This is a genomic window from Candidatus Thermoplasmatota archaeon (assembly GCA_018814355.1).
In the GTDB taxonomy this organism is placed as follows: Archaea; Thermoplasmatota; Thermoplasmata; order UBA10834; family UBA10834; genus COMBO-56-21.
Genome location: JAHIZT010000077.1, coordinates 15,987 through 36,666 on the forward strand (window position 1 = coordinate 15,987; position 20,680 = coordinate 36,666).

24 protein-coding genes and 1 tRNA gene are annotated in these 20,680 nt (G+C 56.5%); 14 read left to right on the top strand and 11 right to left on the bottom strand.

The genetic code is table 11. The features are described from left to right. Positions 1-5: 5 nt before the first annotated feature. Positions 6-650, bottom strand: a complete 645-nt coding sequence (locus KJ653_05510) for an HAD family hydrolase (protein MBU0685287.1) — start codon at positions 648-650, stop codon at positions 6-8. A gap of 163 nt (positions 651-813) precedes the next feature. Between KJ653_05510 and KJ653_05515 the strand changes: the two genes are divergently transcribed. Together KJ653_05515 and KJ653_05520 are read left to right on the top strand one after the other, a co-directional pair. After that, complete coding sequence (locus tag KJ653_05515) at positions 814-1,482, top strand: hypothetical protein (protein MBU0685288.1); 669 nt, start codon at positions 814-816, stop codon at positions 1,480-1,482. Next, positions 1,479-2,129, top strand: a complete 651-nt coding sequence (locus KJ653_05520; protein MBU0685289.1) for a hypothetical protein — start codon at positions 1,479-1,481, stop codon at positions 2,127-2,129. Before KJ653_05515 ends, KJ653_05520 begins: the two co-directional genes overlap by 4 nt. Before the next feature lie 7 nt (positions 2,130-2,136). Here KJ653_05520 and KJ653_05525 read toward each other — a convergent pair whose 3' ends face one another. The 5 genes from KJ653_05525 to KJ653_05545 form a co-directional block, all read right to left on the bottom strand. Continuing rightward, complete coding sequence (locus tag KJ653_05525; GenBank protein ID MBU0685290.1) at positions 2,137-2,904, bottom strand: ATP/GTP-binding protein; 768 nt, start codon at positions 2,902-2,904, stop codon at positions 2,137-2,139. Between the two features lie 28 nt (positions 2,905-2,932). Next, positions 2,933-3,035, bottom strand: a tRNA-Lys gene (locus KJ653_05530). Between the two features lie 184 nt (positions 3,036-3,219). Continuing rightward, positions 3,220-4,680, bottom strand: coding sequence for a trimethylamine methyltransferase family protein (locus tag KJ653_05535; GenBank protein MBU0685291.1), 1,461 nt, complete (start codon positions 4,678-4,680; stop codon positions 3,220-3,222). 95 nt (positions 4,681-4,775) lie between these two features. Next, entirely contained in the window at positions 4,776-5,477 is a 702-nt protein-coding gene (locus KJ653_05540) for a trimethylamine methyltransferase family protein (GenBank protein ID MBU0685292.1), read from the bottom strand. Beyond that, complete coding sequence (locus KJ653_05545) at positions 5,478-6,242, bottom strand: trimethylamine methyltransferase family protein (GenBank protein ID MBU0685293.1); 765 nt, start codon at positions 6,240-6,242, stop codon at positions 5,478-5,480. A 233-nt stretch (positions 6,243-6,475) separates the two neighbouring features. Between KJ653_05545 and KJ653_05550 the strand changes: the two genes are divergently transcribed. Further along, a complete protein-coding gene (locus KJ653_05550; GenBank protein ID MBU0685294.1) occupies positions 6,476-7,249 on the top strand; it encodes an MBL fold metallo-hydrolase in 774 nt (257 codons plus the stop codon). Here the strand turns inward: KJ653_05550 and KJ653_05555 are convergent. Continuing rightward, a complete protein-coding gene (locus tag KJ653_05555; protein MBU0685295.1) occupies positions 7,241-7,900 on the bottom strand; it encodes a hypothetical protein in 660 nt (219 codons plus the stop codon). The two genes, KJ653_05550 and KJ653_05555, sit on opposite strands and share 9 nt — an antisense overlap. Positions 7,901-8,001: 101 nt before the next feature. Here KJ653_05555 and KJ653_05560 point away from each other — a divergent pair, with 101 nt between their 5' ends. The 4 genes from KJ653_05560 to gcvPB all read left to right on the top strand — a co-directional run bounded on the left by KJ653_05560 (position 8,002) and on the right by gcvPB (position 11,567). Next, complete coding sequence (locus tag KJ653_05560) at positions 8,002-8,304, top strand: YggU family protein (GenBank protein ID MBU0685296.1); 303 nt, start codon at positions 8,002-8,004, stop codon at positions 8,302-8,304. Further along, positions 8,305-8,697, top strand: a complete 393-nt coding sequence (locus tag KJ653_05565) for a toprim domain-containing protein (protein MBU0685297.1) — start codon at positions 8,305-8,307, stop codon at positions 8,695-8,697. 72 nt (positions 8,698-8,769) lie between these two features. Next, positions 8,770-10,101, top strand: coding sequence for an aminomethyl-transferring glycine dehydrogenase subunit GcvPA (gene gcvPA / locus KJ653_05570; protein MBU0685298.1), 1,332 nt, complete (start codon positions 8,770-8,772; stop codon positions 10,099-10,101). After that, positions 10,098-11,567, top strand: a complete 1,470-nt coding sequence (gene gcvPB, locus KJ653_05575) for an aminomethyl-transferring glycine dehydrogenase subunit GcvPB (protein ID MBU0685299.1) — start codon at positions 10,098-10,100, stop codon at positions 11,565-11,567. The genes gcvPA and gcvPB overlap by 4 nt, the downstream gene beginning before the upstream one ends. A gap of 3 nt (positions 11,568-11,570) precedes the next feature. Here gcvPB and KJ653_05580 read toward each other — a convergent pair whose 3' ends face one another. Further along, complete coding sequence (locus KJ653_05580) at positions 11,571-11,819, bottom strand: Lrp/AsnC ligand binding domain-containing protein (protein MBU0685300.1); 249 nt, start codon at positions 11,817-11,819, stop codon at positions 11,571-11,573. Positions 11,820-11,904: 85 nt separating this feature from the next. Here KJ653_05580 and tmk point away from each other — a divergent pair, with 85 nt between their 5' ends. The 4 genes from tmk (at position 11,905) to KJ653_05600 (ending at position 15,140) form a co-directional block, all read left to right on the top strand. Beyond that, positions 11,905-12,531 (top strand): dTMP kinase, encoded by a 627-nt coding sequence (gene tmk, locus KJ653_05585; protein ID MBU0685301.1) that lies wholly within the window; start codon positions 11,905-11,907, stop codon positions 12,529-12,531. A gap of 28 nt (positions 12,532-12,559) precedes the next feature. Beyond that, complete coding sequence (gene coaBC / locus KJ653_05590) at positions 12,560-13,753, top strand: bifunctional phosphopantothenoylcysteine decarboxylase/phosphopantothenate--cysteine ligase CoaBC (protein MBU0685302.1); 1,194 nt, start codon at positions 12,560-12,562, stop codon at positions 13,751-13,753. Next, positions 13,750-14,610 (top strand): GHMP kinase, encoded by an 861-nt coding sequence (locus tag KJ653_05595; protein MBU0685303.1) that lies wholly within the window; start codon positions 13,750-13,752, stop codon positions 14,608-14,610. The genes coaBC and KJ653_05595 overlap by 4 nt, the downstream gene beginning before the upstream one ends. 68 nt (positions 14,611-14,678) lie before the next feature. Then, a complete protein-coding gene (locus KJ653_05600; protein ID MBU0685304.1) occupies positions 14,679-15,140 on the top strand; it encodes a hypothetical protein in 462 nt (153 codons plus the stop codon). A gap of 6 nt (positions 15,141-15,146) precedes the next feature. Here the strand turns inward: KJ653_05600 and KJ653_05605 are convergent, their stop codons facing one another. Further along, on the bottom strand, positions 15,147-15,431 hold the full coding sequence (locus KJ653_05605; GenBank protein ID MBU0685305.1) for a DUF357 domain-containing protein: 285 nt from the start codon (positions 15,429-15,431) through the stop codon (positions 15,147-15,149). Between the two features lie 20 nt (positions 15,432-15,451). Next, the gene (locus KJ653_05610; GenBank protein ID MBU0685306.1) at positions 15,452-16,990 is read right to left on the bottom strand and encodes an ATP-binding protein; all 1,539 of its coding nucleotides are present in this window, start codon (positions 16,988-16,990) and stop codon (positions 15,452-15,454) included. Positions 16,991-17,172: 182 nt separating this feature from the next. Here KJ653_05610 and KJ653_05615 point away from each other — a divergent pair, with 182 nt between their 5' ends. The 3 genes from KJ653_05615 (at position 17,173) to proS (ending at position 20,168) form a co-directional block, all read left to right on the top strand. Further along, a complete protein-coding gene (locus KJ653_05615) occupies positions 17,173-18,027 on the top strand; it encodes a ribose-phosphate diphosphokinase (protein MBU0685307.1) in 855 nt (284 codons plus the stop codon). A gap of 111 nt (positions 18,028-18,138) precedes the next feature. After that, on the top strand, positions 18,139-18,744 hold the full coding sequence (locus KJ653_05620) for a hypothetical protein (protein MBU0685308.1): 606 nt from the start codon (positions 18,139-18,141) through the stop codon (positions 18,742-18,744). A gap of 26 nt (positions 18,745-18,770) precedes the next feature. Next, entirely contained in the window at positions 18,771-20,168 is a 1,398-nt protein-coding gene (gene proS, locus KJ653_05625; GenBank protein ID MBU0685309.1) for a proline--tRNA ligase, read from the top strand. 7 nt (positions 20,169-20,175) lie between these two features. Here the strand turns inward: proS and KJ653_05630 are convergent, their stop codons facing one another. Then, entirely contained in the window at positions 20,176-20,394 is a 219-nt protein-coding gene (locus KJ653_05630) for a hypothetical protein (GenBank protein MBU0685310.1), read from the bottom strand. Positions 20,395-20,680: the final 286 nt, after the last annotated feature.

Genomic DNA, 20,680 nt, shown 5'->3' on the forward strand with positions numbered 1-20,680 from the left:
GCACCTCATGCGCCTGGGACGGCAATCAACCTTTTGGTCGCGGAGCGGTCGCCACAGGCAATCCCAGTTGAAGCCACGGGAACCGCGAACTCGTCTAGAGTGGCATTCCTGCGCCGGTTGCGCTCCATATCGTCGACGAGGTCGGCGATCTTCAACCACGATGGAAGGTCTCTGAGACCTTTGATCCTCTCAGCCTTCGCCCACCTGTTGTACAAACGGTCGACCAGGACGGCCTCTATTCCCGCCCTCTTCACCGGGAAGAGGTCCAGGCTTGGCATGTCTCCGACCATTACGGACTCCTCCTTCTTCAATCCGTTCTGGTAGAGATAGCGTTCGATCTGCTTCCCCTTGTCCCCGTTGAGCATGATCTTGTCGAAACAGTCTCCGATTCCGAACTTCTTCAGAAGAGCGCTCAGGATGTCCTCCGTGTTGCGCGACACCAGGCAGAGAGTGTCGACCTGGCGTCTCAGCTGATGGAGCGCCTCATAGACGCCATCGTCGAGTTCGAAGAACTCGAGCGCAGCCTCCGGAGTCGGGTCCGCCCAAAACACCCAGCGCGATCTGCCGCCCTTGGGGACATAGAGCGTCCCTTCAGCGTCCAGGAACACGTGTTTGAATTTGCGAGGCCTGCGTGCATCCCCTTGTTCCATGATTGACCGGAGCTTCAGTCCTAGTCTTCACAGGAACCCAAGACCGTATGACATCAGACGATACCATGTTGGGCAATTGAGACTAATATTAGTATGACAATCATTCTGACGGTATCACGAGAAGTAAAAGCATCCTGCGGCATACAGTACCTCGGAGAGAGATATGGTCGTAATATTCGGAACCCTCGGATATCGCCCCAAGTCGCTCATACCCACGATCAGGTCCACGCCAGACGTGCAAAAGGTCGTTTTCTACTGTGGGGCTGACCACTCTGACCCGGATGCGGTCAAGAAGGTCTCGGAGGCCCGGAAGGCCGTGGTCGACTATTGCAGGACCATGAAGATATCTGTGGACGCGGTCGACCTAGACGACCCGTTCGATTTCAAGAACATCGCGTTAAGGATAAGAGGGGATATCAGAAAACACAAGCGTGAGGGGAAGGAGATCGCGGTCTTCAACATAGCCGGAGGGACCAGGCCTACCTCCTCCGCTGCATTGCTGGTCTGCATCCTGGAAGGGATACCGACCGTATACGTCCACGATGTGACTTACGAGGAGATCCACCTGCCCCTGCTCAGGATGGAATACAACAAGGTGCTCTCAGGCGAGGAGCGGGAGATCCTGAAGGTGCTCTCGAAGAGCAAGTCAAAACCGGTGACGGAGGTCGAGCTGGCAACTCTGGTCGGCAAGCACAAGGCCACGATAAACCACCACATAAAGAATCTGGTGTCGAAGGGCGCTGTGAGGCTGGAGAGGCACCCTGATGACATGAGGAAGAAGATCGTGCGGGTGGAGGAATCGACAGAGCTGCTCCTTGGTGATGAGGATTGAGAGTCCTGGTCTCGACCTTCAGCATTGGGGACCTGGACAAGGTCCTTCTGGCCATGAAACACCTGCCATACGAGAGGCTAGTCCTGATGGGCGACAGAGACATTGAGGAATCCAGCGACTTCAACAAGATCCGAGAGCTGGAAGCGATGACCGGCCATGATGTCACGGTTGAAATCGTAGATGATGCCGACTTCATGGAGCTCGTTGAAGGTGTATCTGAGGTCCTTCAAAGACAGGCGCGCGACTCGAGCACGGGGACAAGGAACGCGGTGAGCTTGAACATAAGCGGAGGCGACAAGCTTCTGGGGGACGCCGCCCTCTTCGCCGCCTTCAGGTCCGGGGTTGACGCCTACCATTGCGATGGGAAGTTGGTCAGACTGCCAGTTGTTCATGGAGCCACGGCCGTCGACAGATTCACTCCGCTCCAGGCGAAGTTCATCGCTGGCATAGGTGAGGAATGGGTCTCGCTGGGCAAGATCATCGAGGGCATGCAGCCTGTAGGAAAGTCGGCCACCGAGCGCGTGATAAGGGAGCTGAGGAAGGCCGGTCTGCTGAGATCCGAGGTCCGCTCAGGCGAGGTGCTCCTGTCGCTCACGGATCAAGGGAGAGAAGTGCTCCGAGCCATCCGGATAGTCAAGAGGGACTGAGACCCTGTCAGCGCTCTATGTCCTCACCGCCCTCGAGGATCTGCTGCGCCAAGGCATAGATGTCCTCGAGGCCTTCACCGGTGTCGGCACTCACTGGAACGACCGTCCTGCCGGCCCCTACCGTCTCCAGGGCCTGTAGGAACTCCGCACTCACCTGGGTCTGGCTGTCGACGTTCTCATCGATTAGCGCGTTGTACAGAGCGTAGTAATCCCTGCTCCAGAGGTCTATCTTGTCGCGGTCGATCTCAGATAGTACATCCACCTTGGAGAGCAGAGACAAGGTCGGGATCTGCAGCCGGAAATGGACCGTCGCCGCGAGCATGAGCGAGGAAATGTATCCGTTCGGCGTCTTCGCGAGCGCAGGATCGAACAGATAGGCGAGCACCGCTGATTCCCCGCTCAGTTCGTCGATTATGAAGCGGCTGCTCTGCCTGAAAGTGAACAACTCCATCTGACCGGGAGTGTCTATAAGGACATAGTCGGTGTTGAAGCCTTCGACCACTTGGGCTATCTCCTTGATGTTGAGGGCCATCATGTCCGCCGCGGCCACCTGGGCGCCGTTCGGGCCGAGGCCATACTCCTCCATGACCTCTGACAACTTGATCCAGTCCCTGACATCGACATCCGGCGCATACAACAGCGTGTCCACGCCCGGATCGAGGTTCACGGTGACCCCATCGTAGCCCTGGTTCTGCAGCCACAGAAGGAACGCATTCGTCAGCGTGCTCTTGCCGCTCCCCGCGGTCCCGATAAAATACATGTGTTTTGCAGCCATTTCGAGGCTCCTTGTTGGAGTGAAAGAGCGGGCCTGAAGGGATTCGAACCCTTGGCCAACCGGTGTCTCCGACGATCCCTTTCAGAACCGAAGTAAGAGCCGGTTGCTCTACCTAGCTGAGCTACAGGCCCGCAGGTTCGCAGTATATTATGACCATTTATATAACTATCGCGGTGGCAACTAAATGACTGGATGACTGGCCAACTCCTCTTCAGACCTAGCCCAATGCTAGAAATGTGCATCGGGCAATTCAAAACACAATTATATAAGATACAATAGATGATTTATAGAAAGGGTTTGAAACGTTCATGGACCTCACTGCTCGGAGAACTCCTTCACGATGTTCTCCAACTTCTTAGACACGGTCGCGTCCAACGGGACGGGCTTGTGGGTCTTGAGTATGTTGTCCACCTTCTCCAGTGCGACCGTCATCGGATCCCTGGAGCCCTTCTTCACCCACATGTCGTACGGGTCGCTGTCCCACAGCATCGGGATCATGATTTCCCTCATGTGCTTCAGAGTGTGCACCTGGGACAGGTAGCTCCCGCCTATCCCGACCTTCTTGATCATGTCGAGCGCGATCGTCTCCTGGTTCACTTCGAACCCCTTGAAGATGGTGATCGTCATCCGCGCGATCTCGTGGTCCAGAAGCAGCTGCTCGTAGGAGAGCAGTGTGGAGCCATCAGGAACGCCGAGCCCGTTGACAACCTCTCCCCCAACCCTTGCACAGTCCATCGCCATGGTCGTGTTCTCGAGGCACGCCTGCAGTCCAGGCACCTTTGTGCCCGAGCCGAATCCACCGACGGAGTTGGGCAGCTTGCAGTACCTGGACATCTGCACAGCTCCGGAGCACAGGAGGGTGCTCTCTGGTGCTCCGCCCATATAGGAGCCAGTCCTGGGATCCATACTGGAAAGAACTGAGCCGTAGATCACAGGCGCACCGGGCGAGTGGGCCTGCATGATGCAGACGACGGCCAATGTCTCAGCATGGTTCACGACCAGGTCACCAGCAAGGGTCACGGGCCCGCTGATGCCAGCCTGGGCCATCCCCGTGATGTGGAGGGGCACGTGGTTCTCCGCCCAAACCATCGCAGCGTCCGTCGCGGTCCCGTCGAGCATCAAGGGGGACATGGTGCAGAGCATCGCTGAGATGTAGTGCCTCCTCCGGAGTTCCTCGAGTCCGCCCATGACCTCAGCGGCCATCTTGACCTGCGTCCTTGCTTCTTCCACAGTCGTTGTGGATTCAGAGAGAAGGTGCTTCTGAGTGTTCTCCATCGCCACCTTCATCCCGTGGATGACATGGACCTTCTCTGGCAAGTCGGTCACGACGACCATCGGCTCGTAGATGCTGACATATGGAAGGTAGTCACTTATCACGGTGGTCTTTCTGATGTCCTCCAGGACCGGCTTCCTTCTAGTATTGTTGGCCGAGTCCCATACGGACACGCCGCATCCGTCCGTGGTGTAGTAGCTGTGGGTTCCGTCCAGGGGCAGGTCGAATTCATTCGTCCTGCCCGCCAGAACGATCTTCTGCGGGGCCTTGCTGACTAGCGACTTGACGACGTCCTTTGGAAACTTGACGTCGGGGCTCCTGTCATCGACTATCGCCCCCGCCCTTTTAAGCGCGGCCCTGGCGTTCTTGCTGTGGACCCTGATGCCCGTAGTCTCCATGACCTCGAGGGCCGCCTCGTGTATCATTCGTTTGTCGTTCTCACTCATGGTGTCTACCGGTTTCTGTATTCTGAACCTCTGCGCGAAGTCTGTCATCTTCTTCACTTCCTCCTGATACGCATCAGGTATTGGGCGACTGTTAGATATGCAATTGGAAATGGTTTGCTACGGAACTCGCCGAGACGCTTGAGGAATGCGGCTCAGTTCCTACGTCGTTCCAGATCGTCCGTCCCAAAGCTCTTTGAGTACTCTCTGACCAAGCTGTCGATGTTCTTCCTTACCTCGGTCTCGAGGGGCTCTGGGTGATGCGTGTTCAGTAGCTCCATCATGCGTTCCTTTGCACGCTTCTTCGCGTCCTTAGAGCCCATCTCGTCCCACTTGGTCCTCGTCCACCGGTCCGACAGCTTCGGCATCAGGTGCTCCTTGCGGAACTTGACCATCGTGTCCATCTGCTTGAGATAGTTCCCCATCGGACCCACCTTGGCGATCACATCGACCGAGAGAGTGTCCTCGTTCACCTCTATCCCCTCAGCGAACCTGAGGGCGTTGGATGCAATCTCGTCATCGATGACCGATTGAACGGGTGAAAACGAGTTGAACGCCTCCGTGGACCCGATGAACAGGTCAGAGAAATCAGCGCCTGCGGATGCAGCTGCCAGAGCAGCGAAGGCTTTCTCATAGGCGGCCTGCTCATCGACCGCTTTCGAGTCACTCTGCACACCCATGTTGCTAGGAAGTCTGTAGTATTTCGCAAGCTGGACCGCGCCAACGCCAATGAGAGAGAACTCGGGAGACCCTGTCGCAGCCATGCTTGTCCTCATGTCCAGCGGACAAGAAACGGAACCGTAGATGATCTTCGGAGCTTTGGTCACGCAGCTGGCAATCACGATCGAGCTGAGCACCTATGCATTCTGCTGGACCAGAAGCCCGGCGATCGATGCAGGGGCGGTGCCTCCTGCAAGGGCCATGACGGTCACGAACACCGGCATGTCCATGCTTACGTACCCGAGCAACCCCTCGAGCATCGTGTGCTCGTGCGCGAGCGGGCTTATTGGGTCGACATATCCGCAGAAGAGCGGTTTCTTGCGCAGCATCTCCCTGTCGCCGTAGATGGCCTCGCCCAGCCTCATTGCCAGCTCGACATCATTCTTGTCAGTGCTCCCGCCGAAGGTCAGCTTGGAGGAGTTGATCAAGCCAGCAGCCATCGCAACGACTCTCTTGGCATTGTCAGGAACATCGCTCAATGACATCGGGACGTAAGCGATCTGGACGTTGTCCAGAGCGTCCAGCAACTGACAGCAGAGAATACCGTCCGCGAGCGTCGCGACCCTGGCCTTGTCGGTCTCCGGGTCTATGTAGTAGACACTCTCCGCTCCAGGGCCCATCTTCGTTTTTCCATCCACCACTTCGATGGTGTGCTTCTCGCTCCTTGCATGCCACTTGAAGTTGTGCTTGCAGTTCTTCACGGCTTCCATCACAACCGGCTCATGCATCTTGACAATCCTCGTCTTCCGGTCGACCATCAATCCTTTCCGCTCGAGGAGGTCAAGGGTCAGATCAGAATTGACAAGGACGCCGGTCTTCTCAAGAACCTGGAGAGTGGCGCCATGGATGGCGTCCAGCTGATTCTTCTCCAATACCTTCAACATCTGTCTCCTAGACACCATGGGACCACACTCCGTTCGCCGGAAACGAGTTCGACTTGGACAAATTCCAAAGAGCAAAGCTCTCAGAAACCTCTCTCACCTGACGCTCCGGTGGCCGGACAACATCCTTCATTTAGATAAATTGATGCCCAAGACTTCAGGGAAAATTGCGTCCACAAAGGACCACTGAGCGAGCTCATCTGCTATTCGCCCATCAAAGCATTTATGATACAGGGTCGCAATGGCGACGCTGGATGCACGATAGTTTTGTTGCCATCCTCAGCAGCGGGAGTAGCGGCAACTCGGCTCTTGTCATGTCCAAAGACTCAGGAGTCCTCATAGACGCCGGGATATCGTGTCGCGAGCTCGAACGTAGGATGGCGTTGTTCGGCGCAGAGCCGACGCAAGTCGAGGCCGTAGTGCTCACACACGAACACACCGACCATGTCAGGAGCGCCAAGAGGTTCGGCGACGAATATGGTGTGCCCGTGTACGGCACTCGAGGAACTCTGGCTCTCACACCGCTCGATGGCGTTGAGACCGTAACCTTTCCCGCAGGGAAGACCTTCACAATCGGTTCGCTGCATCTGAAACCATTCAAGGTTCGTCATCTCGCGGCCGATCCGGTCGCATTTTCCATCAATGTCGGCTCGAAGAGAGTCAGCATCGCCTCTGACCTGGGATGCATCACAGCGAGCGTTGTGGACGAGATGAGCGATTCGGACCTCCTTATGATCGAAGCCAATTACGACGAGAAGATGCTCCTCGGAGGCAGTTATCCTGAATTCCTGAAGAGAGCGATAAGGGGGGACAATGGCCATCTGTCGAACGATGACGCGGGCAGGCTCTCGGCGAAGACAGCCACCTCAAGGACCAAGAAGGTCGTCCTGGTGCACTTGAGCAATGAGAACAACACGCCTGAGAGAGCGAGGGAGACTGTAGAGCAGAGCCTTAGACAATCGAAGCTGCAAACAGAAGTGAAGGTCACGGAACACGGAGCGGCGAACGGCCCATTCGCACTATCCTGAGCCTATCACGCTTGCTTTGCCGTGTGAAACGAGTGTGTTCGCGATGCCCCTCGGAAGCGAGATGATGTCCTCCTTCTTCAGCTTATAATCCTTGTCGACGCCCGCGAACGTCGGAAGGTCTTCAAGCACCCGAACAAGGACCAGTTCGTCCCTGGCCTTATCGCCGGTGTCTTCTGGATTCTTGTCCTCACACGCCTTTGCCGCCGGTGCTTCGGGCAGTTCCGTCACGTCCCTCGGCTGAGTGAATCTGGGCCCGAGCTCTTCGAAGTCTGCATTCGAATCTTTGTGCGCTCCGATAACGGATGTCAGGCTGGAGAAAAGAACCAACTCGTCGGGAGTCAGGTTTCCCGTGTCTGGATTGTCCCCAGCCACCTTCCTCAAGGCGAGAAGCGCGATCTTCCTCTGCCTTAGCTCGTATACCCTCTTCGACTTGTCGATGGCCTTCTTGAGCTGGTCGTTGAGCATCATGCTGGCCTGGGACATCGGGTTCATGGCGATCTCGCGCTCGCTCTCCTTCCTCAGAGTCTTGATGTAGGCGCTCATCTTGTCATATAGGGCGGGATCGGCCTTTGTCAGCTGAGAGGACTTGTTCTCCTGTCTGAAAAGACCCATGATGTCCTCGTAGGTCATATCCCCCCTCTCAGCGGCCATCAAATCAAGCATACATCATTAACGTATTTAGTGCTTGTGCGCTGCAGTCAGTGAAGCAGCAACTATTATGACAGCTTGTCATTACTGCCTGAGGACAAACGATGGCCTCGACCAGCTTCTTGAGACCACTACGCTCGGGATGCGCACTCGTCGTGGACGCGTCTCCGGGAGCGCAGAAGACCGAGATCGTTGGAGTCAACGAGTGGCGAGGTACGCTCCAGATCAAGATCGCTGCTGAACCAAGAGAGGGAGCGGCCAATGAAGAGCTAGTGAGATTCGTTGCTGAGAGGCTGGGCGTCCCGAAGGGGGCAATCAAGATCCTCAAAGGGCAGAAGTCCACTCACAAAGTGCTTCTGTTGCCTGTATCCGCTGAGAAAGCAGCCACTCTCGTGGAGCGTGATTGAGTGCTCTCCGCTGAGGAACGACTTGAGCAGCTCGAGAAGTTGTTCGAAGAGCTGGAGGATCTCAGCGACGACGCTCCCGTGATTGTAGAAGGCGCTCGAGACGTGGCAGCGCTGAAGCGTCTGGGCATCACGAAGAATGTCATTGCCCTGCACAAGGGGGTTTCCATATTCTCGTTCTGCGAGGAACTCTCGCGAAGATCGAGGGCAGCCATCGTACTCACTGACTGGGATAGGAGAGGCGGGATGCTAGCGAGAATGCTTAGGAACGGCCTGAAAGCGAACGGCGTCGAGGTCAATGATTACATCAGGACTCGGATAGTGATCCTGTCGAAGAATGAGATCAAAGATATCGAGAGCTTGCCCACCTTCATTGAACGCCTGCGATCGATGTGATCTGGGCAGGCCATGCAAGGGCAGCATGGTTGAAGGACAAATGATTTAGATTAGAAACTCAATGAAACGTGCATGGCCCTCTCCGAGTGTTCTCTGGAGATGCTCCAGTACCTCAAGCTGAAGTCCGTCGACGAGCTTTTCAAGGACATACCGAGGGAAGTCAGGATCGACGGCCTCAGATTGCCGGACGGGCTGTCCGAGCTCGAGTTGAGACGCGAGCTCGAGACCATGATGGCTGTGAACAAGACGGCATCGTCTCAGCCGACATTCCTAGGCGCGGGGGTATACCATCACTTCATACCCGCTGCAGTTAGAACGATAGCCTCCAGGGGCGAGTTCATCACCTCATATACTCCATATCAACCAGAGATCAGCCAAGGGATGCTCCAGTCGCTCTTCGAGTACCAGTCGTTCATGGCCGAGCTCACTGCCATGGACGTCGTCAACTCGAGCATGTACGACGCATCGACAGCACTCGGTGAAGCGGTTCTAATGAGCCACAGGATCTCAGGCGGGGACACTTTCCTAATGAGCAGGGCCGTGAGCCCCGAGAAGAAGGATGTAGCGAGAACCTATGCCAGGGGAGCGGACATCAAGATTGTAGATGTCATGTACGATCCGCATACGGGTCAGGTCGATCTCGCTGACCTGAAATCGAAGGTCAAGAACAACATCACAGGGTTCTATTTCGAAACGCCCAATTTCCTGGGGCCAATCGAGACGCAAGCTCATGAGATACGCGGGATGCTCGGCGACAAAACCATGGTCGTTGGGGTGAACCCGATGTCTCTTACGCTCCTCAGGCCGCCAGGAGACGTGGGCGCGGACATCGTCATCGGTGACGCCCAGGCCTTCGGAACACCCATGAACCTCGGAGGCCCGATGATTGGCATATTCGGATGCAAATCGGAACATGTGAGGAAGATGCCCGGCAGGATCATCGGCCTCACGAATGATATAGACGGCAAGCGCGCCTACTGCATGACCCTTCAGACAAGGGAGCAGCACATACGCAGGAGCAAGGCGACCTCGAACATCTGCACGAACGAGGCGTTGGTGGCTCTGACCGCAGCCGCATATCTATCTATCGTGGGGAAGTCAGGATTGAGAGAGATAGCGGCGAAGAACGTGGAGAACATGCACTCGCTCGCGACCAGGATCAACTCGGTCAAGGGCTTCAAGGCGCCTCACTTCAGATCGGCGCACTTCAACGAGTTCGTTGTCTCATCCGACCTCAACTCAGACAGGGTCCACAAAGAACTTCTCGCAAAGGGAGTTCACGGAGGCCTTGTTCTGGACAGATTCTTCCCAGAGCTGAAGCACTCCGCGCTGTACGCGACGACCGAAATGCACACAAAGGCGGACCACGACCAGCTGATCGCCGGCCTGGAGGCTGTCAGATGACCTACCACCAAGCGGTCCACGAGGTCCCAATCATATTCGAGAACTGCGAGCGGCCGACGACTGCAGATAAGTTCGATCCCACCCTTGGCGGGAAGCTCCCTGAGGAGATCGTGAGGAAGGAACTCAACCTTCCGGACCTTCCGGAGAGGGATGTCGTGAAGCATTTCATCAACCTCTCACAGATGAACTTCGGAGTCGACAACGGATTCTATCCGCTGGGCTCGTGCACCATGAAGTACAATCCGAAAGTGTGCGATGAGATTGTCTCGATGAGGACGGTCACCGACATCCACCCGCTCCAGGACCCATCGACAATACAAGGCGCCCTGAAGCTGATGTACGAGCTCGAGCAGATGCTGTGCGAGATCGGAGGAGTCGACACGGTCACGCTTCAGCCTGCCGCGGGAGCCCATGGCGAGTTCACGGGCATACATCTCGTGAAAGCATACCACGAGGCGAACGGGGAGACCAGGAAGGAGGTCATACTCCCTGATACTGCTCACGGGACCAATCCAGCGAGCGCAGCGATGGTCGGCTACGACGTCCTCGACCTGCCTTCCAAGGAGGGATGCGTTGATGTCGAGGCGCTCAAGGCGGCCGTGTCCAAGGACACCGCAGCGTTCATGCTGACGAACCCGAACACCCTCGGCCTGTTCGAGAAGAACGTAAGGGAGATTGCAGGCATACTTCACGATGCGGGAGCGCTCCTGTACTACGACGGCGCGAACCTGAACGCCATCATGGGCAAGACATCACCTGGAAAGATGGATTTCGACATCGTCCACTTTAACCTGCACAAGACTTTTGCGACTCCTCACGGCGGGGGCGGTCCCGGCGCGGGGCCGGTCGGAGTCAAGAAGAAGCTGGAGGAATTCCTGCCCGTCCCGAGAATCGTCGAAAACAAAGGAACCTACTCGCTGGACAGCAACAAGCCAAAGAGCATAGGCAAGGTGAGGGCTTTCTTCGGCAACTACGCAGTCCTTGTCAGAGCCTATGCTTACATCAAGATGCAGGGGGGCAAGGGGCTTGTATCGGTGTCGGAGAACGCGGTCCTCAACTCCAACTACCTGAAGGAGAGGCTGAAGGGCAGCTTCGAGCTACCCTATGATCCGCTCCGGAAGCACGAGTTCGTCCTGAGCGGGAGACCTCTGAAAGCGAAGGGGCTCAGGACCCTGGACTTCGCGAAGAGGCTGCTCGACTACGGTTTCCACGCTCCGACGATCTACTTCCCCATCATCGTGGACGAGGCCATCATGATCGAGCCCACCGAGACGGAATCCAGAGAGACACTGGACGCATTCGCCGATGCGTGCGAGGCAATCCTGAAAGAGGATCCCGAGCTCCTGCACTCTGCACCCCGGAATACTACCAGAAGAAGGCTTGACGAGGCGAAGGCCGCGAGGGACATGATCTTCAGCTGGCGCGCCTACGAGAAGAAGCTCCAGGGCGGGACCGGCGGGCAGTAGACATCAGCGCTTGAACTGGGCGCTGATGAGCGTCCTGGTGCTGGTCACACCGGGTATCGTGCGTATCTTGCCAAGGACATCGTCGCAAAGGACATCGTAGTCCTTGGTCTCCATGCGGACTATCATGTCGAACTGGCCGAACAGCTGGTGTACCTCCGAGAGACCTGGCACCTTGCGCAGATGCTCAAGGACCGAACCCTCCTTGCCTGTTGCGGTGGTTATCAATACGTAGGCCACGACCAGCTGAATCACCTGAATTGGCCTGTAACGTGCTTCTGCCCTACTTATAACCTATCGGAGCGGGCCAGCTGGAAAAATACGATGTGAATGATTATTTATGCTCATCCCCCAATCCGAGAACGACCGCATGACAGGCTTCGTTGTGTTCGAGGGCATAGATGGCTGCGGGAAGTCATCCGTTGCTAGACTCGTTGCCGAAAGGATCGGCAAGCGGGCCGTGCTCACTAGAGAGCCGACCGAATCTTGGATAGGGAAGGCTGTCAGGAAAGGCGACAAGCACAAGGTCAGCCCCTACACGGACGCACTCCTGTTCATGGCAGATAGGGCTCAGCATTCCATCTGGATCTCCGAGCAGCTCAAGAAGGGGAAGCTGGTGCTCTCCGACAGATACTATCATTCTACGGTGGCGTACCAGGCGGCCTACTTGAAGGACAAGTTCGACGGGGACGCATTCAAGTGGCTTCTTGAGGCTAATGAGAGGATATCGCTACATCCCGAACTGACGGTACTTCTGGTCATATCTCCGGAGTCCGCCCTTGAGCGCATCAGAGGCACTAGATCCAAACTATCTCGGTTCGAGAAGCTGGACTTCCTGAGGGAAGTCCACAGCAACTACCTGAAGCTCGCGCGGCAGGACCGTTCAATCGTCAAGGTCGATGCCAAGAAGGACCTCGGGTCAGTCGTCGAGAAGGTACTCCAAGAAATCAAGAAGAGGAAGCTTTAAGCGTATAGGAAATCTCATGAGTGATGCAATGCACCCAGCAGACCATCTGAGGGGATCCAAGAGCGACAGGCTCAAGGGACGCAAGATCGTCCTAGGCGTCACGGGCAGCATCGCTGCCGTGGAGACCGTGAAGCTCTGCAGAGAGCTGATCAGGAACGGAGCGGAAGTCCATGCCGTGATGTCGAAGGACGCGCGGGTCATCGTCCACCCGTGGGCACTCGAGTTCGCGACGGGCAGACCCGTCATCACTCAGATAGACGGCGGGGTCCAGCATGTCGTGCTGTGCGGAGACGTGCCGGACAGAGCCGACCTGCTTCTCATAGCCCCTGCGACGGCCAACACGATCTCGAAGATGGCATACGGGATCGATGATACTCCGGTCACAACGATGGCGACCACGGCGATCGGAGGCGAGATGCCGGTCATGGTCGTGCCTGCGATGCACGGATCGATGATGGCCCACAAGATCGTGAACGATAACATCAGGAAGCTCGAGAAGCTGGGAGTGATTTTCCTTAAGTCGAAGATGGAGGAGTCAAAGGTGAAGATGCCCTCCATAGACTACATCGTCTCTTCAGTCATAGCAGCCATCGGGAAACGGGACCTCGTTGGAAGAAAAGTGCTCGTGATCGCCGGGGCGACCGAGGAGCCCATTGACGATATCCGAGTGGTCACGAACAATAGCTCAGGCGAGACGGGAGTGGAACTCGCGAGGGCTGCTCACGAGAGGGGCGCTAATGTTGAGCTCTGGATGGGCAGATGCGACACCGGACTCCCGGAGCATATCGACACCGTCCGGTTCTCCTCCTTCAACGACCTGTCCAAGCTGCTGAAGGGCAGGAGATTCGACATCGTGTTCTTCCCAGCAGCAGTCTCGGACTACTCCCCAGCCAAGATGCTAGGGAAGATCCCTTCCACCGAGAAGAGCCTGACGCTCGTGCTCAGGAGGAACCCGAAGCTCATAGACACCATCAAGGCCAAACTGGTAGTTGGATTCAAGGCTCAGGCGCGCGTGAACGATGAAGAGCTGGTCAAGGATGCATTGGCCCTCATCAGGCGCTCGAAATGTCACCTAGTCGTAGCCAACAAGGTCGAGAACGTCAAGAGGGGGAAGACGCATGTTGTGCTGGTCAAGAAGGACGTGGAACCAGAGCACCTCGAGGGCACCAAGCTCCAGGTAGCCGACATGATCATAGACAAGGTCGTCAGGATGATTGAATGATTGCCAAGGCGTTCTGCCCTGGGCACATTACCGGTTTCTTCCAGATATGCGAGGTAGAGGATTTGCTGTCGACTGGCTCTAGAGGGGCGGGGCTCTGCCTCTCATTGGGAGCTACTTCGAAGGTCTGGGTATCCCATTCACGAAGGCAAGCCATCGAAGTCCTGATCGATGGCAAGAAGTCGAAGGCAGAGGTAACCAGGACTGCTCTTCGGTATTTGCTGGGTAAGGACAAACTCAAGATCGAAGTCTCCACTAATTTGGACCTGCCACAGAGCCAAGGATTTGGCATGAGCGCTGCAGGTGCTCTCTCCGCGTCGCTGGCACTCGCAGAGGTCCTGGGAAGGAAGAGGCAGGAAGCTTTCGAGGCAGCACACATCGCGGAGATCATGTGCAAGTGCGGGCTCGGAGATGTTTCAGCAATCCACAAGGGCGGCATAACGATCCGGAAGAAGCCTGGGCTACCCCCGATCGGCGATGTGCTACGGATCGATGGCACGCCGGAGGTCGTCCTGGCAGTTGTCGGAAAGAGGTTGCTCACCAAGAGCGTACTCACAGACCCGGCGAAGCGGGAGGCAATCAACGAGAACGGTTCCAAGAGAGTTGATGAGCTTATGGGAAATCCCACGGTGGAGAAACTGATGGAGTTGTCCGCCTCGTTCGCGGTTGAATCGGGCCTGGTATCGAAGCGGATAACGGAGGCAATGGACGCTGCCTCCAAGCTGGGAATGGCGAGCATGTCGATGCTTGGCAGCTCCGTGTTTGCGATCGGAGACAAGAAGGGACTCGCGACTGTCCTATCAGATTACGGCGAGGTCTGGGTCTGCAGGGTGGATGTCAAAGGGCCTCATATGATCTAGCCCCGCAGGTACCTAGGATCGCCCTCGACATGCAAATGTAAAATACGCGCAAAGTCATTGGACCGTTGATGGTAGAGGGGGGTTCGGAGACGGAGGAAACAACATCTGAGTCCTGGGACGTTCGGACCCATGGTCTCGAGCAACTCAAGGAACTCAACGCCATGGAACGGAACCAAGACCGAAGCTACTGGGCGTCCAGCGCAATTTTCGTGGCCGCGAGCGCTATACTCGCAGTCGTCTTCTTCCAGCAGGAGGAACACTATCTGGCGAGGTCGGCCATTGGGGCACTGGGGCTATTGACCACGGCAGTCTGGCTCTTGATTGCGCTACGTTCGCATCAGTTCGAGACGCTGTGGATGAAGAGGGCGGAGGCGCTCGAGGAGAAGCTAGGGGTGGATCCGAAGTACAGGATATGGGGAGAGAGACCAAAGGGGTTCTCTAGCTGGCACTCGATGCTATTGGCAATGGGCGGATTCGTCGCATTCTGGGTGGTCGGGGCGGCGTTTGCCGTCTGGAACCTCTTGGACTGAGGCCGGTCACTCGAACAGCGTGAACAGCCTGTCGTCTCCGCCCACGTCGAACAGTCCTATCCTGGCGCCACTGTCCAGCCATCCATGGGCGTAGTTGATGCACGCAAATGCGTTCACGAGGTCTCCCTTGTGCGAGAAGTCCTTGGCGTCCTCGAAATACGCCTTGGCCATCTTGAGGAAATCATCTGCGAGTTTTCTGTTGAATGACTTCTCTGGCGCAGCGATCTTCAACTTACCCAGAGCTTCTGAGGTCAGAGCGATGTACCGTTCGACCCTTTCCTCCGTCATCATGACGCCCTTAGAGGCCATGTCTACATCCTTCTGGACGGGATGACCTCTACGCTCTCTCCGCCGTGCTTCGACTCCCTGGGCCTTATCTCAACAAGCAACGGCATCGAGACCCCGCCACCGGTGATGATCGCTGTCCCTATGGGGAGCCTCTGGATCTCCTCCTCCATGCCCACGGTCAAGCCTTCGATAGATGACGCGATGGCCTTCAGGTCGTTCGGGTTCGTCACCTTCAGTATTATCTGGGTGTTGCATTGGCTGAGAACGTTCTTGTCGACTTTGGCCGCTCTCTGCGTGATGATCATAAGCCCGAGGCCGAACTTCCTGCCCTCGGATGCGATGGTTCTGAACACCTTGGAGCACGCGACTACGCCGGACTGAGGACAGAAGTTGTGCGCCTCCTCCACCACCAGCATCATGGGCGGTATCTTGCCGACCTTGCGGAGCTCGAACAGGGTGTTCCCGATCCTGTTGACTATCAGCTCCTGGATGTCGGGCGGAGTCCCTCTCAGGTTGATGATGGTGCACTTGCCCTTCTGGATGAGCTCGTCTATCTTAGTGCCCTGGTCCGCGAACACCTCTATCTCGTTCAGGTACTCGAGCTCGTTGATGAGCGTGGCGCACGAAGGTTCAGCGTTTGCTTCGAGGACCGCGATGATGTCGTTTATGGAGTAGTTGCCCTTCGTCTCCTTGAGGGCGTCCACGGCCTTCCTGAGCATCGTGAGGAACGACCTCACGTTCTTGATGTTCGTGAGCCCTATGATCTCCCTGGCATCCAGGTTGTGCAGAGTGAACTTGAGCGGCTTCGCCCCCTTGTTGATGTTCGTGTCAGTTGCGAACTCCACGATCTTGTCATCGTAGCCTTTGGGGGAGACTCCGAAGTCACGCGTGGTCTTCTTCACTGTTCCCTTGTGCTTCATGGTGCAGTATTCGCCGTGAGGGTCCAGGACGCAGACCGTGACATTGTGCTTCATCAGCTCCTCGATTAGAGCGCCGGAACAGTACGACTTGCCACCGCCAGTCTTGCTCAAGATGCTGACATGCTTCTGTACCATCGTGTTGATATCCAACTCAACCCTGATGGCATGACCTGATAGAAGTCCTATGTAGGCTCCCGTGTCGGGGTGCTCCTCGATGCCCACTATCTTACGTATGAGGTCCTCCTTGGCCCGGAAGACGACCTCCCCGGCCTTCAGGGGGGTTCTTGGCACCTGCAACAGATTCCTCTCGTCCCTGTAACCAACCACCGAGATGACGGCAGTCTCCTTCTCATCTATGCTCACGGGCGTTCCCTGCGCCATTACCTCGACGCCCTCGATCGTGAAGTCGGTCTTCCTGACTATCTCGGAGACCTGTCCCAGAATCCAACCGTTGATCTCGTGCTTGACCTGCACGTATTCCATCTTCTCCAGCGGTCCCGTCACGCCGCAGTTGAAGGTGATCGTGCCCACGTTGCCGTATATCATTCCGACAGGCTCGAGCCCTTCAGGTGTGACCTTCCTCTTCGAAAGTAGCCTTGGCCTAGGCGTCTCATGTGGAGCTTGCGGCACCGTCCCATGCATGCTCTGGACCTGTACCCCCGGCGAAGATGGGTACGACTGGTCGATGATCTCGTTCAACTGCATCCCATCGCTGTTCCGTAATATATGTACCAAGTGTATAAATGTTTTCGCACTGGGAGTCGAGCTCCTCGGAGCCGTGAAGATATTAAAGAAGGGACATCATTCCCCGCACCACAGGTACCATGTTCGTCGTCGGGGGGTCGGCGTCGCAGCTCCTCTCCAAGGAGCTGGCGAAGAGTCTGAGGGCGAAGCTCGCCAAGGTCGAGATCAAGAGGTTTCCTGATGACGAGTGCTATGTCAGGATAGATGAAGACCTGGACGACCAGGAAGTCTTCCTCGTACAGACCTCCTGGCCGGACAGGAACATCGTGGAGTTGTTTCTGCTCCAAGATGCGATCAAGGAATTTGATGTCGACTCGCTCACGACAGTTGTCCCGTACTTCGGCTATGCCCGTCAGGACAAGCAGTTCAAACCCGGGGAGCCGATAAGCGCCCGTGCGATCGCGCGTCTCATCCAGATGAATACTGACGAGTTCATCACCGTGGACGTGCACGCCCCGAGCGTCACGGATTGGTTCGAGGGCAAGTCGGCCAAGAACGTGGCCGCGTACCCCGAGATCGGGAAGTTTCTCAAGGGCAAGAGGATCGAGCTCATTCTATCGCCGGACGAAGGAAGGGCCGACAACGCAAAGCGCGTCGCCGACGTCGTCAACTGCGAGGCAGACTTCCTCGTGAAAGAACGCTTGGACGGGGAGACGGTCAAGATGACCCCGAAACGGCTCGATGCGAATGGCAAAAAGGTGGCCGTCGTGGACGATATCATCTCCACCGGCATAACCATCATCAAGGCGGCCGAGCAGCTCAGGAAGCAAGGGGCGGCGAAGATCTACGCCGTATGCACCCACGGGGTTTTCGCCGGCAATGCCATACCCAAACTAGAAGCCGTGTGCGACGAAGTCTGCACCACTGATACCATCGAGAATCCCAAGACCTGCATTTCCGTGGCTCCTCAGATTGCAAAGATAGCCAGGGATTGAAGGCGTTGTGATTCAGGCGCTTCATTGCTCCCACCGGCACGCATCAGCAGCCATGGACAACCATTAAGACATGCATTGCAAATATGCGACCCCGAAGGAATTGGTGAGGAGATGATTCCATCGAGGTGGGCCGGTAGGGTCATCCTGTCGATTATACTCGTAATCATGCTCGTGTTCCTGTCGATATCGTTGCCCATTTTCGCAGTCCGTTATGTGGATGATTCTGGCAATTCCCACGATTCAGCCGTCGTCTACAGGGACTACATAGACAAAGATATCGGACTCAACGACCTGTTTCGCGACAGTGTTCTGAGCACGGCGATGTGGTACTTCACTGTGACGACATGGATCTGGATGTTGCTCGCCATCATGTTCATAGGATTGATGTTGTTGAACATCAGGTGGGGAAGCCTCGTTTGGGGATGGATCATGGCAATCACCGGCGCGATCTCGATAGCATACCTGTCGGCGAAGCTGGCAGCAACTAGCGGATCGCTGGCGTATGCGAACATTGAAGGATTCTACGGCACTCTGACCAGCTCAGGAGGAACGGAATATCACTGGGGACCAGGTCTTGGCTGGTGGGTCCTGCTCATCGCTGTGATCATTCAAATCCTGGCTGTCATGGCGCGGACTTATTCCGTTATTCATGAGTCCAAGACCGAGCGCGCCTGGACAGAGACCCCTCCCGCCCAGGACGGACCAAAACCTACATAAGGCTCCCTTTGTTTCCAGACCACGCCATGAAGAAGGCAGAGGACTTCAGCGAGTGGTACAACGAGATCGTCGAGAGGGCCAACCTGACGGACAAGAGATATCCCATCAAGGGGATGAACGTCTGGACGCCCTACGGCTGGAAGATCATGCAGGCGATCGACTCCCAGATAAGACAGGAGTTCGATGCGACGAACCATCTGGAAGTGTGCTTCCCGCTTCTAATCCCTGAGGACCAGTTCGCGAAGGAGAAGGAGCACATCAAGGGGTTCGACGCCGAAGTGTTCTGGGTGACGCACGCAGGTCTGAACCCGCTCGACGTCAAGCTGCTCCTGAGGCCCACTAGCGAGACGGCCATGTACCCGATGTTCGCGCTCTGGGTAAGATCCCATGCGGACCTTCCGCTCAAGACCTACCAGATAGTCAACACCTTCAGGTACGAGACGAAGCAGACCAGGGCGTTTATCCGTGTAAGGGAGATCCATTTCTTCGAATCGCACACATGCCACGCGGACTTCGAAGACGCCGAGAGGCAGGTCAACGAGGACTACGACATACTCAGGCTCCTAGCCAAGAAGTGGTGCATTCCGTACAGACTGCTCAAGCGCACTAACTGGGACAAGTTCCCAGGGGCGTTCTACACCGTCGGGATAGACACGCTCCTGCCCGATGGCAGGAGCCTCCAGCTCGGCTCGATACACCAGTACATGGAGAACTTCTCTAAGCCTTACGAAATCAAGTACGAGGACGAGAAGGGGGAGCACAGGTACGTCCATCAGACCACCTTCGGCATGAGCGAGCGCCTGGTCGGCGCGGTCGTGGCGCTACACGGCGACGACAAGGGCATCGTCCTGCCTCCCGATGTGGCGACGAACCAGGTAGTGATCGTTCCTGTCCTTGCCAAAGGGGAGACTGAGAAGGTCTCTGCAGCAGCCAGGGAATTGCACGATGAGGTCAAGGCTGCCGGTGTGAGGGCGAGCATCGACGAGAGAGATGTGCGGCCAGGCGTGAAGTACTACGACTGGGAGCTCAAGGGCGTCCCGCTGAGGCTGGAACTGGGCAAGAGGGACATCGAGAAGGGCATGGTCACATTCGTCCGCAGGGACACGGGTGAGAAGACCCTGAAGGACCGCAAGAACGTGGCAGCCGAGGTCAAGGACATGCTCGCGCTCATTGCCAAGGACATGATGGCTAGAGCGTCCAAGGAGATGGAGAACGGGATTGCTACGGTAGACAGCCTCGACAATCTGCCCGAAAAGATGATAAGAGTCGGCTGGTGCGGTGGGGATGATTGCGGACACGAGTTGGAGACACGGTCGGACATGAACATTCTCGGAACGCCAGTAGACGACGAGCATTTCTCAGGCTCTTGCGTTGTGTGCGGCAAACCGACCAAGTCCCCGGTCTACCTGGCGAAAGTCATGTGACGGTCGTCTACGCTTCGGTTGGCTTCTTCCAGTTGAGGAGGATGCCGAAGACGCCGAATGATATCAGAAGTATGTAGATCGTATAGATGCCGATGTTGCCCCTGGTGAACGGGCTCCACGTGCCATAGAGGATGCCCCAAGCCCAATAGAGCGCTACACCCGCGACCAGCAGGATCGTATAGAAGGTCAGTACGGCCTTCCGCTGGAAACCTTCGCCCTCTGCCATCATCGCGCCCAATGGATTGGTCGTATAAATGGGTTTCTAGCCCCCGGTTCTGTCTAGACTCGGGTGGTACATATAGTACCAACTATCAAGAATACGTTGTCTCGTTGACCACCAGATGCCAGTCAAGGCACACGCACGGGTCGATCCGTGCAACAGCAGCAGAACGCGCTCGACATGTGGGAGAGTGCTTGATTCCCGAATGGGCGCGTGTGTCGCGTGCGCTCGTTCAGATGTGCCCATCCAGGCGCCGTCTGCGAGCGCCGGCCTGCTGCCGACAGCCGTCTCC

Bases quoted from the DNA above. Each gene is read 5' to 3' on its own strand.
- KJ653_05600 (MBU0685304.1), top strand. From the start codon at position 14,679: ATGGTAGAGGGGGGTTCGGAGACGGAGGAAACAACATCTGAGTCCTGG.
- KJ653_05515 (MBU0685288.1), top strand. From the start codon at position 814: ATGGTCGTAATATTCGGAACCCTCGGATATCGCCCCAAGTCGCTCATA.
- KJ653_05610 (MBU0685306.1), bottom strand. From the start codon at position 16,990: ATGCATGGGACGGTGCCGCAAGCTCCACATGAGACGCCTAGGCCAAGG.
- coaBC (MBU0685302.1), top strand. From the start codon at position 12,560: ATGCACCCAGCAGACCATCTGAGGGGATCCAAGAGCGACAGGCTCAAG.
- KJ653_05615 (MBU0685307.1), top strand. From the start codon at position 17,173: ATGTTCGTCGTCGGGGGGTCGGCGTCGCAGCTCCTCTCCAAGGAGCTG.
- gcvPA (MBU0685298.1), top strand. From the start codon at position 8,770: ATGGCCCTCTCCGAGTGTTCTCTGGAGATGCTCCAGTACCTCAAGCTG.
- KJ653_05620 (MBU0685308.1), top strand. From the start codon at position 18,139: ATGATTCCATCGAGGTGGGCCGGTAGGGTCATCCTGTCGATTATACTC.
- gcvPB (MBU0685299.1), top strand. From the start codon at position 10,098: ATGACCTACCACCAAGCGGTCCACGAGGTCCCAATCATATTCGAGAAC.
- KJ653_05555 (MBU0685295.1), bottom strand. From the start codon at position 7,900: ATGGCCGCTGAGAGGGGGGATATGACCTACGAGGACATCATGGGTCTT.
- KJ653_05595 (MBU0685303.1), top strand. From the start codon at position 13,750: ATGATTGCCAAGGCGTTCTGCCCTGGGCACATTACCGGTTTCTTCCAG.
- KJ653_05545 (MBU0685293.1), bottom strand. From the start codon at position 6,242: ATGGTGTCTAGGAGACAGATGTTGAAGGTATTGGAGAAGAATCAGCTG.
- tmk (MBU0685301.1), top strand. From the start codon at position 11,905: ATGCTCATCCCCCAATCCGAGAACGACCGCATGACAGGCTTCGTTGTG.
- KJ653_05560 (MBU0685296.1), top strand. From the start codon at position 8,002: ATGGCCTCGACCAGCTTCTTGAGACCACTACGCTCGGGATGCGCACTC.
- KJ653_05550 (MBU0685294.1), top strand. From the start codon at position 6,476: ATGCACGATAGTTTTGTTGCCATCCTCAGCAGCGGGAGTAGCGGCAAC.
- KJ653_05605 (MBU0685305.1), bottom strand. From the start codon at position 15,431: ATGATGACGGAGGAAAGGGTCGAACGGTACATCGCTCTGACCTCAGAA.
- KJ653_05525 (MBU0685290.1), bottom strand. From the start codon at position 2,904: ATGGCTGCAAAACACATGTATTTTATCGGGACCGCGGGGAGCGGCAAG.
- proS (MBU0685309.1), top strand. From the start codon at position 18,771: ATGAAGAAGGCAGAGGACTTCAGCGAGTGGTACAACGAGATCGTCGAG.
- KJ653_05510 (MBU0685287.1), bottom strand. From the start codon at position 650: ATGGAACAAGGGGATGCACGCAGGCCTCGCAAATTCAAACACGTGTTC.
- KJ653_05630 (MBU0685310.1), bottom strand. From the start codon at position 20,394: ATGGCAGAGGGCGAAGGTTTCCAGCGGAAGGCCGTACTGACCTTCTAT.